The 15,451-nt window shown below is 62.6% G+C and carries 16 protein-coding genes; 9 read left to right on the top strand and 7 right to left on the bottom strand.

Features of this window, described 5'->3' with window-relative positions:
* The first annotated feature begins 2 nt into the window (after nucleotides 1–2).
* The gene (locus tag ACSQ26_RS18145; RefSeq protein ID WP_436011250.1) at nucleotides 3–515 is read left to right on the top strand and encodes a hypothetical protein; all 513 of its coding nucleotides are present in this window, start codon (nucleotides 3–5) and stop codon (nucleotides 513–515) included.
* 126 nt (nucleotides 516–641) lie between these two features.
* Nucleotides 642–1,397 (top strand): GGDEF domain-containing protein, encoded by a 756-nt coding sequence (locus tag ACSQ26_RS18150; protein WP_436011252.1) that lies wholly within the window; start codon nucleotides 642–644, stop codon nucleotides 1,395–1,397.
* Here the strand turns inward: ACSQ26_RS18150 and ACSQ26_RS18155 are convergent, their stop codons facing one another.
* Nucleotides 1,398–1,829, bottom strand: a complete 432-nt coding sequence (locus ACSQ26_RS18155) for a nucleoside deaminase (RefSeq protein WP_436015342.1) — start codon at nucleotides 1,827–1,829, stop codon at nucleotides 1,398–1,400. It abuts the gene before it with no gap.
* 120 nt (nucleotides 1,830–1,949) lie between these two features.
* Here ACSQ26_RS18155 and ACSQ26_RS18160 point away from each other — a divergent pair, with 120 nt between their 5' ends.
* From ACSQ26_RS18160 to ACSQ26_RS18170, 3 genes are read left to right on the top strand one after another with little or no spacing between them, the layout of a single operon-like run.
* Nucleotides 1,950–3,911: a pseudouridine synthase gene (locus tag ACSQ26_RS18160; protein ID WP_436011254.1), complete on the top strand. Its 1,962-nt coding sequence runs from the start codon at nucleotides 1,950–1,952 to the stop codon at nucleotides 3,909–3,911.
* Complete coding sequence (rsmD, locus tag ACSQ26_RS18165) at nucleotides 3,892–4,449, top strand: 16S rRNA (guanine(966)-N(2))-methyltransferase RsmD (RefSeq protein WP_436015344.1); 558 nt, start codon at nucleotides 3,892–3,894, stop codon at nucleotides 4,447–4,449. The genes ACSQ26_RS18160 and rsmD overlap by 20 nt, the downstream gene beginning before the upstream one ends.
* A gap of 12 nt (nucleotides 4,450–4,461) precedes the next feature.
* Complete coding sequence (locus ACSQ26_RS18170) at nucleotides 4,462–5,325, top strand: patatin-like phospholipase family protein (RefSeq protein ID WP_436011256.1); 864 nt, start codon at nucleotides 4,462–4,464, stop codon at nucleotides 5,323–5,325.
* Nucleotides 5,326–5,328: 3 nt separating this feature from the next.
* Here ACSQ26_RS18170 and mscL read toward each other — a convergent pair whose 3' ends face one another.
* On the bottom strand, nucleotides 5,329–5,742 hold the full coding sequence (gene mscL / locus ACSQ26_RS18175; protein ID WP_436011258.1) for a large conductance mechanosensitive channel protein MscL: 414 nt from the start codon (nucleotides 5,740–5,742) through the stop codon (nucleotides 5,329–5,331).
* A gap of 193 nt (nucleotides 5,743–5,935) precedes the next feature.
* On the opposite strand from mscL, the gene ACSQ26_RS18180 reads away from it, so the two are divergent.
* The gene (locus tag ACSQ26_RS18180; protein WP_436011260.1) at nucleotides 5,936–9,433 is read left to right on the top strand and encodes a PAS domain-containing hybrid sensor histidine kinase/response regulator; all 3,498 of its coding nucleotides are present in this window, start codon (nucleotides 5,936–5,938) and stop codon (nucleotides 9,431–9,433) included.
* Between the two features lie 145 nt (nucleotides 9,434–9,578).
* Here ACSQ26_RS18180 and ACSQ26_RS18185 read toward each other — a convergent pair whose 3' ends face one another.
* From ACSQ26_RS18185 to ACSQ26_RS18195, 3 genes are all read right to left on the bottom strand, one after another.
* Entirely contained in the window at nucleotides 9,579–10,022 is a 444-nt protein-coding gene (locus ACSQ26_RS18185) for a hypothetical protein (protein ID WP_436011262.1), read from the bottom strand.
* Between the two features lie 330 nt (nucleotides 10,023–10,352).
* Nucleotides 10,353–11,087 carry an NADPH-dependent F420 reductase gene (locus tag ACSQ26_RS18190; RefSeq protein ID WP_436011264.1) on the bottom strand — a complete coding sequence of 245 codons (735 nt, stop codon included), beginning with the start codon at nucleotides 11,085–11,087 and terminating at the stop codon, nucleotides 10,353–10,355.
* A 26-nt stretch (nucleotides 11,088–11,113) separates the two neighbouring features.
* On the bottom strand, nucleotides 11,114–11,554 hold the full coding sequence (locus tag ACSQ26_RS18195; protein ID WP_436011266.1) for a MarR family winged helix-turn-helix transcriptional regulator: 441 nt from the start codon (nucleotides 11,552–11,554) through the stop codon (nucleotides 11,114–11,116).
* A 289-nt stretch (nucleotides 11,555–11,843) separates the two neighbouring features.
* Here ACSQ26_RS18195 and mutL point away from each other — a divergent pair, with 289 nt between their 5' ends.
* Together mutL and ACSQ26_RS18205 are read left to right on the top strand one after the other, a co-directional pair.
* Nucleotides 11,844–13,652, top strand: a complete 1,809-nt coding sequence (mutL, locus tag ACSQ26_RS18200; protein ID WP_436011268.1) for a DNA mismatch repair endonuclease MutL — start codon at nucleotides 11,844–11,846, stop codon at nucleotides 13,650–13,652.
* 56 nt (nucleotides 13,653–13,708) lie between these two features.
* Nucleotides 13,709–13,936, top strand: coding sequence for a DUF2093 domain-containing protein (locus ACSQ26_RS18205; protein WP_436011270.1), 228 nt, complete (start codon nucleotides 13,709–13,711; stop codon nucleotides 13,934–13,936).
* A gap of 13 nt (nucleotides 13,937–13,949) precedes the next feature.
* Here ACSQ26_RS18205 and ACSQ26_RS18210 read toward each other — a convergent pair whose 3' ends face one another.
* Together ACSQ26_RS18210 and ACSQ26_RS18215 are read right to left on the bottom strand one after the other, a co-directional pair.
* Entirely contained in the window at nucleotides 13,950–14,327 is a 378-nt protein-coding gene (locus tag ACSQ26_RS18210; RefSeq protein ID WP_436011272.1) for a nuclear transport factor 2 family protein, read from the bottom strand.
* Complete coding sequence (locus ACSQ26_RS18215) at nucleotides 14,324–14,773, bottom strand: VOC family protein (RefSeq protein ID WP_436011274.1); 450 nt, start codon at nucleotides 14,771–14,773, stop codon at nucleotides 14,324–14,326. Before ACSQ26_RS18215 ends, ACSQ26_RS18210 begins: the two co-directional genes overlap by 4 nt.
* A 75-nt stretch (nucleotides 14,774–14,848) precedes the next feature.
* Between ACSQ26_RS18215 and ACSQ26_RS18220 the strand changes: the two genes are divergently transcribed.
* Nucleotides 14,849–15,448: a TetR/AcrR family transcriptional regulator gene (locus ACSQ26_RS18220; RefSeq protein ID WP_436011276.1), complete on the top strand. Its 600-nt coding sequence runs from the start codon at nucleotides 14,849–14,851 to the stop codon at nucleotides 15,446–15,448.
* Nucleotides 15,449–15,451: the final 3 nt, after the last annotated feature.

The following is a 15,451-nucleotide window of genomic DNA, read 5'->3' on the forward strand; positions in this document are numbered from 1 at the left end:
CGATGATATCGAAGCGCGCCTTAGGTCTACCGGGCGCGCTTTTTGCTTTCATGGCGCTGGCGAGCATTGCGCTGGCCGCCTCGCCCCTCAAGGGCAAATCCTACATGCTAGAGATGTCGAGCAGCCAGAGCGGGCTGACGGAGTTTTATGTTCCGCCGATGGGCGAGGCTCTGGACGCTGCCGGTTTGACACCGAAGTCAGGCCTCGGGCCTGGAGCGGATGTCATCGTCAACCTCGTTCACACCTATGATGTCGGCAAATGGGTCAAGACCGCCAGCGGCCGGGAATGGCTCTACACCATCCGTTTCACCGCCGGCATCAGCCCGGAAGCCTATTTCATCCCTCACGATGGCACGCCGCAGTTTGGCGTCGAGGCGGCATTGGTAACACCCAATCCCGACCGCGAGGACGAATGGCGCTGTCTGATCAAACTCGCCGTATCTGAAGCGGCGGCGCGATATCAGAAAGCCGGCCTGATCCACATCTCCGGACAGAAATGTCTACGTGCGCCATAGAGCGCTTTCGCTGGACAAAATTTTCCGGCGCGCTCGCGATGGTCACATAGCATTAACCTGTGTGGCCCTACCTTACGCCGCATGTTCCTGATCAGTAGGCAGACACTGGGCAAGGCATTCATTGCCATGGCAGTCAGCACCGGCGTGTCCGTGCTGATCGCGGCGTCCATCGTGCCGATCCTCGGCGGCACCTATGACGGTATCGGCATGTGGCTGAGCTTCGCCTGCCCCATGGCCATTTCCTTCCCTGCCAGCGCCTGGCAGTTCCATTACGCTGAGAAACTTCGCAAGGCCCGCGACGAACTTGCCACGCTCCATCTCGAACTCGATCGCATGCACGGCGAACTGAAGCTGGCCCACGCGGCACTCAAGGAAAAGTCGCGGTTCGACGCAATGACGGGCGCGCTCAATCGCGAAACCTTCTTTGCGGAACTGGATCTCGCAAGCACGGAGGCGCGCGCGGGCACTTTGCTGATCGCCGATGCCGACCACTTCAAGCAAATCAACGATACGTTCGGCCACCAGACCGGCGATGAAGCGCTCCGCGCGATCTCATCGGTGATTTCCTCCACCATCGGCATCGACGATTTCTGGGGACGCATCGGCGGCGAAGAATTCGCGATCTTCCTCGCCGGCGCAGAAATCGATGAGGCTTCGGCCGTTGCCGAAACCATCCGGCGCAAGGCTGCGGCGGTCGGCATTCATCGCGAACGCGGCCGTGTGCCGGTCAGCGTCAGCATTGGCGGCGTGCGACTTTCCAGGCTCTTCGATCCGGCGCAGGCTATGAGCGATGCCGACCGCAGGCTCTACCGGGCAAAGCGCGGCGGGCGCAATCGCGTCGAGCTCGATGACCTCGAAGAAGAAGACGTTTCCGTGGCCTGATCAGTCGCGCCTTTCCCGGAAGAACTCCCGCAGTATTTCGGCTGCTTCCGTTTCGGCGATCCCGGAATAGACTTCCGGTGCATGATGGCAGGTCGGCGATGCGTAAAATCGAACGCCGCTTTCCACCGCCCCGCCCTTGGGGTCCGGCGCGCCGTAGTAAAGCCTGCGGATGCGCGAAAACGAGATGGCGCCGGCGCACATGGTGCAGGGCTCCAGCGTCACATAGAGATCTGCATCCACCAGCCGCTCGTCACCGAGCTTCAGTGATGCCTCCCTGATTGCAACGATTTCCGCATGCGCGGTCACGTCATTGAGCTCCCGCGTGCGGTTGCCGGCGCGTGCGATGACCTCGCCATTCCGGACCACGACGGCGCCAATCGGCACCTCGCCGCGGCTCCCGGCTGCCCTCGCTTCGTCCAAAGCGGTCATCATGAAGCGATTTGGGCCCGTCACGCGGTATTTTCCTCTCAACCCGAACCAGTTGTGCTGGCAGAACTGCTTCCATTTAACAATGAAAGGCTCTAGGAGGACATCAAAGAAAAGGCAAATACAATGAGAGACACACGGAAACCCGGCGGCGGGCCACGCAAACCCGGCCCCAGCCGCGACGGTGCAACACCCGCGCGCGGAGGTGACAGGCCGGCCCGCTCAGGCGATAGACCTTCGCGCGATGGCGAAAAGAAAAGTTTCGGCGGAGACAAGAAGCCTTTTGGTGACAAAAAGAGCTTCGGTGCCAAGCCCAGGGCACCCGCGGCCAAGAACCCGGACCATCTCGCGGTGGTGGGCGAAGGCGAGCGTATCTCCAAGATCATGGCCCGCGCCGGCGTGGCATCCCGCCGCGATTGCGAGCGGATGATCATGGAGGGCCGCGTCAGGCTCAACGGCAAGACGCTGGAAAGTCCCGCCGTCAACTGTACGCCGCAGGACCGGATCGAGGTCGATGGCCAGGTGATCGGCGCGATCGAGCGCACCCGCCTCTGGATCTATTACAAGCCGATGGGCCTGGTGACGACGAATTTCGATCCCGAAGGCCGCCCGACGGTTTTCGACAACCTCCCCAAGGACCTGCCGCGCGTCATCTCGGTCGGCCGCCTCGACATCAATACCGAAGGCCTGCTGCTGCTCACCAATGATGGCGGACTGGCGCGCATGCTGGAACTGCCCTCGACCGGCTGGCTGCGCCGCTACCGCGTGCGCGCCTATGGCGAGATCACCCAGGAAAAGCTCGACAGCCTGAAGGACGGCATGGCCGTCGATGGCGTGCTTTACGGTGCCATCGAAGCGACGCTCGACCGCGAGCAGGGCCACAATGTCTGGATCACGATGGGTCTGCGCGAAGGCAAGAACCGCGAGATCAAGAACGTGCTGGGCGCGCTCGGCCTCGACGTCAACCGCCTGATCCGCATTTCCTACGGCCCCTTCCAGCTTGGCGAACTCAACGATGGCGAAGTCGTCGAGGTCAAGAGCCGGACGCTGCGCGAACAGCTCGGCCCCCGCCTGATCGAAGAGGCCAATGCCAATTTCGAGGCGCCGATCTTCAACGCGCCGCCGGAGCCCAAGGAAGAACCAGCCGCCCGCGAATGGAGCGCCGGCGCACGCGCGCCTCGCGTAAGCCGCGAGGACCGCCGCGAACGCGACCTCGCCCGCATCGACACCAAGAAGCCGGAAGGCAAGTTCTCCAAGGACCGCGATCGTGGCGATCGCAGTGATCGTGGTGATCGTGGCGACCGCCGTGGTGGCAAGCCGGAGGACAAGAAGCAGAAGCGCCTGCCACTCGGCTCGAGCCGCACCGCCAATGTGTGGATGGCACCCGGCGCCCGGCCCGTCGCACCTAAGAAGACAAAGGCAGCCGCCGAGGAGACCACTACCAATCTAAGGCGCCGCGTGCTGAAGCTCAAGACCGATGGCAGCGAGACCGCCGAGGCGCCGGTGCGCAAGGCCCGCGCCGACCGGCCGGATCGTGCCGGCAGGCCAGCCAAGCCATTCGCCCGCGCGTCGCGCGAGGATGGCGATCGCGGCGAACGCAAATTCGAGGGCCGCAAGCCGCGCGAAGAACGCGCCGATGGCGAACGCCCGGCGCGTCGTCCCGTACGTTCATTCACCACTGACCGCGCATCGTCAGGTGACGATCGTCCGAAGCGCCCGTATTCGGGACGCCCAGCACGTGCTGGCGACGATGAGAAGCCGCGCTCGGAGCGCCCGCGTTCCAGCGCACCCCGTGCTGACGGTGCAGGTCGTGGCGACGAGCGCCCGAAGCGTCCATACTCCGGACGCCCGGCGCGTTCAGGCGATGATGCAACCTCACGCTCGGAACGCCCGCGTTCCAGCGCACCGCGTTCGGAGGGCGACGACCGTCAGAAGCGCCCATATTCCGGCCGGCCGGCGCGTGCCGGTGACAGCGACAAGCCACGTTCGGACAAACCTCGTTCGGACAAGCCGCGCGGCGATGGACCGCGCAAGGGGCCGGGCGCAGGCAGCAAGGGACCAGGTCGCGGTGCGGATCGTCGGCGGTGATTTCAAGGGCCGGCCCCTTGCCGCGCCGAAGAGCCAGGACATCCGCCCGACCACGGACCGGACGCGCGAAAGCCTGTTCAACATCCTGAGCCATTCCTACCCTGAAGCGCTCGATGGCACCCGCGTGCTCGATTGCTTCGCGGGCACCGGCGCGGTCGGGCTCGAGGCACTGTCGCGCGGCGCCTCGCAAGGCCTGTTCGTGGAAACATCGGTCGAGGGCCGTGGCCTGCTGCGCACCAATATCGAGGCGCTCGGCCTTCAGGGACGCGCACGCATCTTCCGCCGCGACGCTACCGATCTCGGCCAGCCGGGCACGATGCAGCCCTTCCATTTCCTGTTCGCCGATCCGCCTTACGAGAAGGGCCTAGGCGAAACCGCCTTCGGACAGTGCCACAAGGGTGGTTGGCTCGTCCCGGGTGCGCTGGCGATCCTCGAAGAGCGTGCGAGTGTTGATCCTTCGCCAGGAGCGGAATATCGTCTCCTCGACAGCCGTTCCTTCGGCGACACGAGAATGCACTTTTATCGCTACCAACCGTAGTTCGAGTTTCCCATGACCGATTACGTTCCGAGTTCCAGTTCGCCCACCGTCGCGGTCGCATTCGGCGGTGGCGGTGCGCGAGGGCTCGCCCATATCCACGTCATCGAAGCGCTCGACGAACTCGGTATCAAGCCGGTTGCGATCACCGGCTCGTCGATCGGCGCCATTATGGGCGCGGGCATGGCGGCGGGGATGAGCGGCGCCGAAATCCGCGAGTTTGCGCTCTCCACGGTAGGCAAGCCGCGCGAGGTGATGAACCGCATCTGGTCGCTTCGGCCGACGACGCTCTCCGACATGGTCAGCGGCGGCTTCCGCATCGGGCAGTATAATCTCGAGCGTATCCTCAAGGCCTTCCTGCCGGAACTGCTGCCGGAGGATTTCAAGGACCTGAAGATACCGCTGCATGTGACGGCGACCGATTACTATGGCAATTCGGAAATCCTGATCGGCGAAGGTGATCTGTTCCAGGCGCTTGCGGCCTCGGCGGCAATTCCGGCGGTTTTCATGCCGGTTCGCATCAACGACCGGATCATGATCGACGGCGGCATCTTCAATCCAGTGCCCTTCGAATACCTGCTCGGCAAGGCCGATATCGTCGTCGGCATCGATGTCGTCGGCTGGCCGGCGGGCGATCCGGCGCTTATTCCAAGCCGTATCGACAGCCTGTTCGGTGCGAGCCAGCTGATGATGCAATCGATCATCGCGATGAAGCTCAACGTCCACAAGCCGCACGTTTTCCTGGCGCCCGATGTCGGACGTTTCAAGGTGCTCGATTTCATGAAGGCGGCCGAGGTGCTGGAAATCTCCTCGTCCGTGAAGGACGACGTCAAGCGGGCACTCGATGCGGAGATCAATCGCCGCATCGCCGCCGAATAGGATTTAGACCGTCCGGTTCTTCAGTTCGTCGCGGATTTGCGTCAGCAGCAGGATTTCCTCGGACGGCCCCGTCGGCGCTTCCGGTGCCTTCTTCGGCATCATCCGATTCACTGCCTTGACGATGAGGAAGATGATCCAAGCGATGATCAGGAAATTGACGAGGGCGGTGATGAAGCTGCCATAAGCGAAGACAGCGCCCTGTTCGCGGGCTGCGGCTAGCGAAACCGCCGTCACCTTGCTGGAAAGCGGTATGAAATAGTTGGAAAAATCGACGCTGCCGATGGCGCCGATAACAGGCATGATAAGATCGCTCACGACCGAATTGACGATGGCTGTAAACGCCGCGCCGATGACGACGGCGACCGCCAGATCCAGCACGTTGCCGCGCGCGATAAAGGCCTTGAATTCGTTCAGCATGGCATTTCCCTTCTCGTATCCCCATCCCCGGATGAGACTCCGGTAAAGAGAAATTAACAGAGCGTTCGCGAGAATCCAGCCGAAAAATCCCGCTCAAATTGCTGGAATTTCATGACGAAAGCTGCATTTGAAACTTCCGAGAGATGCTCTATCATCCCATCGTGCCCCATGATTTCGGGGGTTGGGAGGCGCCATGCTGCCAGGCTGGGTGATATTCGGCTCGGCCATCGCCTATCTCGTCCTGCTCTTCGGGGTGGCGAGTTACGGTGACAGACGGACGAAGAACGGCGCGGTCGCGAGCGGCGGCCGGCCGCTGGTCTATGCGCTCAGCCTCGCCATCTATTGCACGTCCTGGACCTATTTCGGCGGCGTCGGCCTCGCCGCCTCGCGCGGCTTCGAATTCACCGCCATCTATATCGGGCCGATACTGGTCTTCACCGTCGGCCTGCCGCTGCTGAGAAGAATCACCGAAATCGCCAAGGCCGAGCGCCTGACCTCGATCGCCGATTTCATCGCCGCCCGCTACGGCAAGAATCCCGTCGTTGCGATGATCGTCGCCTTCATCGCGCTGGCCGGCGCCGTGCCCTATATCGCGCTGCAACTCAAGGCGATCTCCAGTTCCGTCGGTTCGCTGGTCGATACGTCGCAATATGCGATCGGGCTGGACAGCCACCAACTGATCGACCTGCCGCTGCTGGTGTCGCTGTCGCTCGCCTTCTTCGCCGTCGTCTTCGGCACGCGCCATGCCGATGCCACCGAACACCAGGATGGCCTGATTCTCGCCATTGCCACCGAGTCCGTCGTCAAGCTGGTGGCGATCCTGACCGTCGGACTGACCATGCTCTACGGCATTTTCGGCGGGCCGGCGCATCTCTGGGAACTGGCGGGCGAAAATCAACTGGTGCAGGCGGCGCTCAACTACGAGACGCCGATCAGCCGCTGGATCGTGGTCATCCTTCTCTCGGCTTTCGCCATCATCATGCTGCCACGCCAATTCCACGTCATGGTCGTCGAGAACCGCACCTTCGGCGAACTCAAGCTCGCGGCCTTCTTCTTCCCGCTCTATCTCGTGCTGATCAACATCTTCGTGCTGCCGATCGCGATCGGCGGGCTGATCCACTTCAACGGCACCGGTAATGCCGACCTCTATGTGCTGACCCTGCCGCTCAGCGCCGACATGCCCTGGGTGACAATGATCGCCTTCATCGGCGGCTTCTCGGCGGCCACCGCGATGGTCATCGTCGCCTCGGTCGCGCTGTCGATCATGATCTCCAACGATATCGTCATGCCGGTCCTGCTCCGCCGCAACCTCGTCGAGGCCAAGCCGGAGTATGAGGATATCAGCAGGCTGGTGCTCGGCATCCGACGCGGCGCGATCTTCGCCGTGCTGCTGCTCGGCTATGCCTATTATCGCTCCGCCGGCACATCGGGGGGGCTCGCCTCGATCGGGCTGATCGCATTCGCGGCAATCGCCCAGATGGCGCCGGCGATGATCGGCGGGCTCTACTGGCGGCGGGCCAACGCGCGCGGCGCCATCGCGGGCCTCACCACCGGCTTTGCCGTCTGGGTCTGGATGCTGTTCGTGCCGAGCCTCGGCGGCACCGATACGTCGGCGGATGCCGCCGCCATCCTCGATGCATTCTTTCCGTTCGGCGGCATGTTCGGCCCCGGCAGCGATTCCTTCGTCAATGCCGTCATTCTCAGCCTGTTCGTCAACACCACGGCCTTCGTGCTCGGCTCGCTGTCGCGCAATGCCAAGGGTTTGGAGCGCCAGCAGGCGGATGTCTTCATTCCGCGCGCCAATATCCGCCCGCACCGTAGAGCCTGGCGCACCAACCTCACCATCGGCGACCTCAAGCTGGCGATCGGCCGCTATCTCGGCGAGGAGCGCATGCAGCGCTCGTTCAATTCCTACGAGGAAGAACTCGGCCGCAAGCTCAAGGACAAGGATCTTGCCGATGCCGACCTGATGAATTTCGCCGAACAACTGCTCGGTTCGGCGATCGGCTCATCATCGGCGCGGCTCGTGCTCTCGCTCTCCATGCGGCGGATGGACGACCAGACGACCGAGACCGCCATGCTGCTCGACCAGGCGAGCGAGGCGCTGCAATATAACCAGGGCATGCTGCAGACCGCGCTCTCGCAGATGGACCAGGGCATCGCCGTGTTCGACGCAGAAAAGCGGCTGACGATCTGGAACCGGCGCTTCCGCACCCTGCTCGACCTGCCCGAACAGGCCGGCCAGGTGGGTTTCCAACTCGCCTCGATCATCGATATCCTCAAGGCCCGTGGCGATATCGGTGTGGGCGAGGAAGAGGATGTGATCGAAAAAATCCTCACCCCCGACACGCCTTTCCTCATCGTGCTAGATGGTGGCGCCCGGATCGTCGAACTGCGCTCCAACCCGATGCCTGATCTCGGAATGGTCACCACCTGCACCGACATCACCGAGCGCGTGCAGGCCAACCGGGCGCTGGAAGAGGCCAACGAAACGCTGGAACAGCGCGTCGCCGAGCGCACGCAGGAACTGACCCGGGTCAATACCGAACTCGCCGAAGCCCGCGCCTCGGCCGAAGAGGCCAATATCGGCAAGACGCGCTTCTTCGCGGCTGCCGGCCATGACATCCTCCAGCCGCTCAATGCCGCGCGGCTCTATTCCTCTTCGCTGGTCGAGCGCCTCGGCCGATCGTCCAACAGCGATCTCGTGCAGAATATCGATTCGGCATTGGAATCCGTCGAGACGATCCTCGGCGCCGTGCTCGACATTTCCCGCCTCGACACCGGCGCCATGAAGCCCAGGCTTTCGACGGTCGCGCTCGACGATTTCCTCAAGCGCATCGATACCGATTACCAGCCGCTCGCCCGCGCCCAGGGCTTGACGCTGAAAGTGCTACCGACATCACTCAAGGTGAAAACCGATCCGACGCTGCTGCGCCGGCTGGTGCAGAACCTCGTCTCGAATGCGATCAAATACACGGTCAAAGGCCGCGTGCTGGTCGGCGTCCGGCGGCGCGGCAACGAGGCCTGGATCCAGGTCTACGACACCGGCATCGGCATACCGCCGTCGAAGTTCAAGACCGTATTCAAGGAATTCGCCCGGCTTGATGAAGGCGCCCGCACGGCATCAGGCCTCGGCCTCGGCCTGTCGATCGTCGACCGCATCTCGCGCGTGCTATCTCATCCTGTCGAACTGCAATCGACCCCCGGCAAGGGCACTGTGTTCCGTTTGCGCCTGCCGCTCGACCAGACCAGCGCCGTGCCGCTCTCCACCGAGCCGGCAAGCGCGGTTGGACGGCCGGGCCAGAAGCTCGACGGAATCCGGGTGCTCTGCATCGACAACGAGCCGGCGATCCTCGACGGCATGAAGATCCTGCTCTCCGGCTGGGGTTGCGTGGTCGAGACCGCAGCAAGCCTCGCCGAATGCGAGACTATCATCGCCCGGCAATGGCGGCCGGACGCGGTGATCGCAGATTATCACCTCGGCGACGGCAACGGCATCACCGCCATCGCCCGCCTGCGCCTTGCCTTCGGCCCGCTCCCCGCCATCCTGATCACCGCAGATCGCACGCCCGAGGTCCGGGCGCTCGCGGATCGCGATGGGATTGCGCAATTGAACAAACCAGTGAAGCCGGCGGCGCTGAGGGCTTCGCTGAGCCGGATCGCGGGGCTGGCGCGGCAGGCGGCGGAGTAGGCCCGTGCTGGCGGCGGCCTTGAGTCGTTCCCGCTTATCTCTCGGGGTGGGTGTTAGATCGAGCTCTTTGCGCCACTAGCGGTCCAAGACGCTCAAGACGTTGACGCCCTATGGCGGCGTCGTGCTTCCCGTTGGCTGACAAAGGTTATTTCATCGTGATGGTGAGGTCGTCTACACCGAGCGTTAGCATAAGTCCGCTGCGCTCGACCGCTAGCTCCAGAGAGACGCCGTTGGAATTTTTCAGCCACATCTTGCCGCGACTGGTTTTACCGACAACAAAACCAGTTCTCGTAGCGGTGTATCGACCTGCGAACTGGCGCCTGGATTTAAGATTGTATACCTTGCCAGTGGCTTTGATCGAAGCAAAGCCGGTCCCGCCGAACCCAAGGCCATTGATTTTGAATGGATAGTCATGGCCGCCAAAGTGCAGGACGCCTTTTCCCGTTCCGATGGTCAAATAGTATCCGGCCTGGCGCTGAACAATATCGACGGTTCCGCTGGGACGAAGCTTTGTTTCAGCGGCCTCCGACCACGTTGACGCGAATAAGAAGGCAAGGAATACAAAGGCAAATTTAGGAAAAAGGGTCATAAAATCCTCAATGGGACAGTTCAACCGGACGGGCTCCCCAGCCATCGCGTCAAACTATCTTCAAACACGGGCTTTGTCTACAAATGTGGAGCTCGCAGCACAGTAAACGTTATGATCTGATCAAACCCAACCCAAGTTGCCGCAAACTACTAACCAATTGGAATTGGCCGCCTTAATTTGAGATGATGGGAGCAGAACCACGGACCGAGCTATTCGACTGTGATCGCGATTGCTGCTTCGCGCCAAGAGAAGACATGGGCGGCTACGCTTCGACCTGACCGATGTGGGTGGCCGCGGCTGTCCGGGAGCCCTGAATGGCGGCCGTGCACGTCACGCTGTCCCGGCACGATTCCAAGCAACCATATCGTCATGGGAGATGGTCGTTCCAGCTTCCATGAACTGCTTGATCAAGGTCTCTCGGTTGCCAGCCGCGCGAGCCTGATCCGCGGCATCGAGCGCTACCCGCAACTGTTCTGCCGACAGTTCCGTGCAATACGCTGGCGTGCCGGGTTGCTGCCGCCAGGACGACAGCAGGTCTCCAGAATCAACCGCATCGAATCCCGTCGCCTCCACGAGTCCCATGACGACAGACTTGGCCTCTGAATCTTCGCCTGCGACTGGGATGGCAATTCGATCTGTCTCGGCTGAATGCTTCCCGCGTTCCGCCAGTGTGGCGGCGAGAACTGCGTTCCAGGCCTTCACGACCGAACGGTCGATCTGCTCGCTAACCCATACCGACTCCGGTTTTCCGCCTTCGACTTCCGCAATCGCGCCGTCTCGGAACGGGTAGTAATTGGACGTATCCACTACAATGACTTTTTCAGGCACGGTCCGGAAAAGGTCGGCGAGGTCCGGATAACTCGCGAATGGGATCGCAACGATGATCACCTCGACGTTTGCCACGGCATCCTCTTTGGTGACCGCGGTAGCACCGACGTCACGAGCGAGATCAGTCAAGGTGTCGGGGCTCTTGGAATTGGCGAGCTTGATCTCATGCTTTTGGGCGGAAAGCCTTCGGGCCAGCGTCGCTCCGATATTGCCCGCGCCGATGATACCGATCTTCATTGGATTTCCTTCCTATTCGAATGAACTTAATTGTGGGGAGGTCGGGCAAGTGCGATCAGGGTGTCCCGCAGCTTCGCCAAGCCCTCGTCGTTGAGCTGGCAGGCCGTCTTGATTTTCTCGGTGACAGTCCACAATTCTTCGCGAAGAACCTCACCCTCTTTTGTCAGATTGATGATGACCCGGCGTTCATCACCTTTGTCGCGGGTGCGGGTGATCATGGACAGCGTTTCAAGGCGCTTTAGAAGGGGCGTAATCGTCCCAGTGTCCATGCCAAGCGCCAACCCCAGTTCCCCCACGCCGCGTGGTGTCCCGCCGTAGAGTTCAAGCATCACGAGATATTGTGGAAACGTCAGCCCTAGCGGTTCGAGGAACGGCTTGTGCAGGCGTGCCATTCGGTTTGCCGCGCCATAAAGGGCAAAGGAAAGCTGTGTCCCCAACTCACGGCGCGAGACGTGTTGATCCTTCAAAGCTTCTTCCTAGCGTTCTAGTATCTAGTGCACTAGATAAGAGCACTGTGTCAGCTTTCAAGAGTGAATCTCTGAATTGTACGAGATAGTGGATCGGCCCATTGCCGATGGCACGCTAGTCGCAATGTCCGGTTTGGGCCAATGGCGGCCAAGCGCTCGTCGTGAACTGTCGGAGTTCGCATGGACAAATGCCTTCCGCCATCCGTACAGCGATTGCGAGTGACCTAAGGTAGCTCGTGCCATCTGTCACCCCTTCCCTCTTCTCCCCGAATCCTAGACAATACCCCGCATGCCCATCAAGCTCTTGCCCGAAACGCTCATCAACCAGATCGCCGCCGGCGAGGTCATCGAACGGCCGGCCAGCGCGGTGAAGGAACTGGTCGAGAACGCGATCGATGCCGGTGCCACGCGCATCGAGATTGCAACGTCGGGCGGCGGCAAGAGCCTGATCCGGGTGATCGACAACGGTTCCGGCATGCGGCCGGAGGATCTGGAACTCGCGGTGCGGCGGCATTGCACGTCGAAGCTCGAAAACGGGCTCGACGATATCCGCACGCTCGGTTTCCGGGGCGAGGCGCTGCCGTCGATCGGTTCGGTCGCCAAGCTCTCGATCGTCAGCCGCACACGCGATGCCGACAATGGTTCGGAGATCGCGGTCAGCGGCGGGCGCGCGACGCCGATCCGTCCGAGGGCCGCCAATACCGGCACCATCGTCGAGGTCCGCGACCTATTCTTCGCGACGCCCGCCCGGCTCAAATTCCTCAAGACCGAGAAGGCCGAGGGCGGCGCGATCACCGAGATCATCCGGCGCATGGCGATCGCCTTCCCGCATGTCCGCTTCGTGATCTCGGGCACCGACCGTGCGACGCTCGAATTCGCCGCCACCGGGGCCGACCGGCTCGCCCGCATCGCGCAGGTCATCGGCAAGGATTTCGAGGAGAATGCGATCGAGATCGATGCGACACGCGAAGGCGTGCGCCTGACCGGTTTTGCCGGCCTGCCGGTGTTCAATCGCGGTAATGCCGCGCACCAGTTCGCCTATGTCAACGGCCGCCCGGTCGCCGACAAGCTGATCAATTCGGCCCTGCGCGGTGCCTATGCTGAGACCGTTCCGAGCGGTCGCCATCCGGTCGCGGTACTCGACCTCACGCTCGATCCGGCGCTGGTCGACGTCAATGTCCATCCGGCGAAATCCGACGTGCGGTTCCGCGATCCGGGCCTCGTGCGCGGGCTGATCGTCGGCGCCATTCGCCAGGCGCTGGCCGTCGAGGGCGACCGGTCCTCGACCACCGCGGCGCGCTCGATGATGGCGGCCTTCACGCCGGGCTTCCGGTCGGAGCCGCGGCAGGACTGGACGCCGGCCAGTTCGCCCTCGCGCCCTTTCAGCTTCCAGCCACGCCAAGCGGCTTTCGCCGAAGCTGCGCAATCGGCCTTCGGCGACGTGATGGCACCCACCGCCCGCCCGGCCGAGCAGCAGCCTTCGATGCGCGCCGAACAGCCGGCGGAGGAGAGCTTCTCCTTCCCGCTCGGCGCCGCCCGCGCGCAGGTGCATGAGAATTACATCATCGCCCAGACCGAGGACGGCATGGTGATCGTCGACCAGCATGCCGCCCATGAGCGGCTCGTCTTCGAGGATATGCGCAAGGCCCTGGCGTCGCGATCGATCCCGTCGCAGGCGCTACTGATCCCCGAGATCGCCGACCTGCCGGAAGAGGATTGCGACCGGCTGATGACGCATGCCGAGGACCTGAAGGCGCTCGGCCTGCATTACGAGCGCTTCGGCCCCGGCGCGATCATGATCCGCGAGACGCCCTCGATGCTGGGCAAGGTCGATGCGCAGGGCCTGATTCGCGAACTCGCCGACGAGATCGCCGAATGGGACACCTCGGCAACCCTGCACTCACGGCTCGAACATGTCGCGGCCACCATGGCCTGCCATGGTTCGGTGCGCTCCGGCCGCCGGCTGCGGGTCGAGGAGATGAACGCGCTGCTCCGCCAGATGGAAGCCACGCCGGGCTCCGGCCAGTGCAACCATGGCCGACCGACCTATATCAAGCTGCAACTTTCCGATATCGAAAGGCTGTTCGGCCGCAGTTGAAAGCGTGCCCGGCCCGCGATATATCCGGCTCAACAACGAAATCTGGACCACGCATCATGATGAACCGGTTTGAAGGCAGCGGCAGCCGCGAAGCAAAGATCCGCTACCTCGACGGAGATTTCCAGATCCTGCTGCCAGGCGGCTATGTGACCTGCGCGGTCACCGGCAGGCAGATCCCGATCGACGAGCTCAAATACTGGAGCGTCGACCGGCAAGAGGCCTATGTCGATGCGGCGGCCTCGCTCGAAGGCGACAAGCGCGCCGGCGCGCTGCCGAGCCGGTAGGCCTGAATTCCGATCAGTTTTGCGCCGGTGTCAGATGCGTCAGCACGCAGCGCCACTTGCCGTTGAGCTTGCGATAGACATCCGTAATCCATTCGTCGGCTTTGATCGACTGGCCCTTGAACAGGCCGGTATTCTGGCCGCGCCCGGTGACGACGGCCATGTCGCCATAGACCTTCACTCGCGCGAGGCGCTTCACCATCATGTCATGGCTGAGCGTGCCGGATGAGATGGCCGCCAGCATGCCTTCGCGGCTGACGGGTCCCACTTCCGGCGTCACCAGAACCCAGTCGTCGGAAATGCAGTCGGCGATGCGGGTGACGTCGTTGGAGACCATGGCATCGTTGAAGGCATCTTCGATTGTGGTGAATTCATCGAGGGCGGTTTGCGTCATGCCGTTGCCTCCTGTTTGGCACCGCTCATCATCTCTGCCCAGCGCTGCTGCATGTCGGCGGCGCTCACCTCCTCGGTCTTGCTGGCGATGAACCAGCCATAGCCGAAGGGGTCGGAGATCAGGCAGGTGCGGTAGCCGTGGAACTCGTCCTTCGGCGCCCTCAGCATCACCGCGCCGCAGGACAGCGCGTGTGCGGCAAATGCATCGACATCATCGACATCGAGATGAAACTTGACCGTCGTGCCGCCCAGCCTGTCCGGACCGATGGCGCCGAAATCGGGATATTCATCGCTGAGGAAGAAGCGCTGGCCGCCGATCGACATTTCGGCATGGCCGATCCGGCCGTCGCCCGGATCGACAAGGCGGAATAGTTCCTCGGCGCCGAACGCCCGCCGATAGTAATCGATCGCCTCGGAGGCATTTCTGAGCGTGAGGTAGGCACACATGGCGTGGACTTTTCCTGGACTGGACATGGCATCACCTTGACGTGTTATTTCAATTACGTTACGGTACGTTTTATAATGAGTCAAGAGCCAAACGAGAACGCGGCGCCCAAGCGGGGCCGCCCCCGCAGCCAGGCCGCCCGCGATGCCATATTGCGCGCCGCCCAGGACATGCTGGTTGCCGATGGCCTCGGCCGCCTGACGATCGAGGCCGTCGCCGAGCGCGCCCGCGTGGGAAAGCCGACGATCTATCGTTATTGGAAGAATGCCCAGGAACTCGCCATGGCAGCCCTGATGGCCGGCCAGCCGTCAGTCAAAGCCGCCGAACCGAAGGGCGCCTCCAAGCAGCGGCTGCAACGGCAGATGGAGAACCTGCTCAACATCTTCGCCTCCACCCGCGGCCGGCAGATCGCGCTGACCATGGCTGCGGCAGATCCCGACAGCGAAATGGCCAAGGCCTTCCGCACCCGCGTCATGCTCGAGCAACGCGAGGAAGGACGCGCCATACTGGCGTCGGCCGAAAGGAACGGGGAAATCAAGCTGGATACCGATATCGAGACCATCCTCGACATGCTCTATGCGCCGGTCTTTTACCGGTTGCTGGTAGGCCACCTGCCGCTGAACCCGGAATTCGGGCGCGATGTCGTCGATAGCGTCTGGCGCAGGCTGGAGGTGTAGGGC

Source organism: Rhizobium sp. LjRoot254, from assembly GCF_964254105.1.
Lineage (GTDB): Bacteria > Pseudomonadota > Alphaproteobacteria > Rhizobiales > Rhizobiaceae > Rhizobium_E.

Bases quoted from the DNA above. Each gene is read 5' to 3' on its own strand.
- ACSQ26_RS18145 (WP_436011250.1), top strand. From the start codon at position 3: ATGATATCGAAGCGCGCCTTAGGTCTACCGGGCGCGCTTTTTGCTTTC.
- ACSQ26_RS18150 (WP_436011252.1), top strand. From the start codon at position 642: ATGGCAGTCAGCACCGGCGTGTCCGTGCTGATCGCGGCGTCCATCGTG.
- ACSQ26_RS18155 (WP_436015342.1), bottom strand. From the start codon at position 1,829: ATGATGACCGCTTTGGACGAAGCGAGGGCAGCCGGGAGCCGCGGCGAG.
- ACSQ26_RS18160 (WP_436011254.1), top strand. From the start codon at position 1,950: ATGAGAGACACACGGAAACCCGGCGGCGGGCCACGCAAACCCGGCCCC.
- ACSQ26_RS18170 (WP_436011256.1), top strand. From the start codon at position 4,462: ATGACCGATTACGTTCCGAGTTCCAGTTCGCCCACCGTCGCGGTCGCA.
- mscL (WP_436011258.1), bottom strand. From the start codon at position 5,742: ATGCTGAACGAATTCAAGGCCTTTATCGCGCGCGGCAACGTGCTGGAT.
- ACSQ26_RS18180 (WP_436011260.1), top strand. From the start codon at position 5,936: ATGCTGCCAGGCTGGGTGATATTCGGCTCGGCCATCGCCTATCTCGTC.
- ACSQ26_RS18185 (WP_436011262.1), bottom strand. From the start codon at position 10,022: ATGACCCTTTTTCCTAAATTTGCCTTTGTATTCCTTGCCTTCTTATTC.
- ACSQ26_RS18190 (WP_436011264.1), bottom strand. From the start codon at position 11,087: ATGAAGATCGGTATCATCGGCGCGGGCAATATCGGAGCGACGCTGGCC.
- mutL (WP_436011268.1), top strand. From the start codon at position 11,844: ATGCCCATCAAGCTCTTGCCCGAAACGCTCATCAACCAGATCGCCGCC.
- ACSQ26_RS18205 (WP_436011270.1), top strand. From the start codon at position 13,709: ATGATGAACCGGTTTGAAGGCAGCGGCAGCCGCGAAGCAAAGATCCGC.
- ACSQ26_RS18210 (WP_436011272.1), bottom strand. From the start codon at position 14,327: ATGACGCAAACCGCCCTCGATGAATTCACCACAATCGAAGATGCCTTC.
- ACSQ26_RS18215 (WP_436011274.1), bottom strand. From the start codon at position 14,773: ATGTGTGCCTACCTCACGCTCAGAAATGCCTCCGAGGCGATCGATTAC.
- ACSQ26_RS18220 (WP_436011276.1), top strand. From the start codon at position 14,849: ATGAGTCAAGAGCCAAACGAGAACGCGGCGCCCAAGCGGGGCCGCCCC.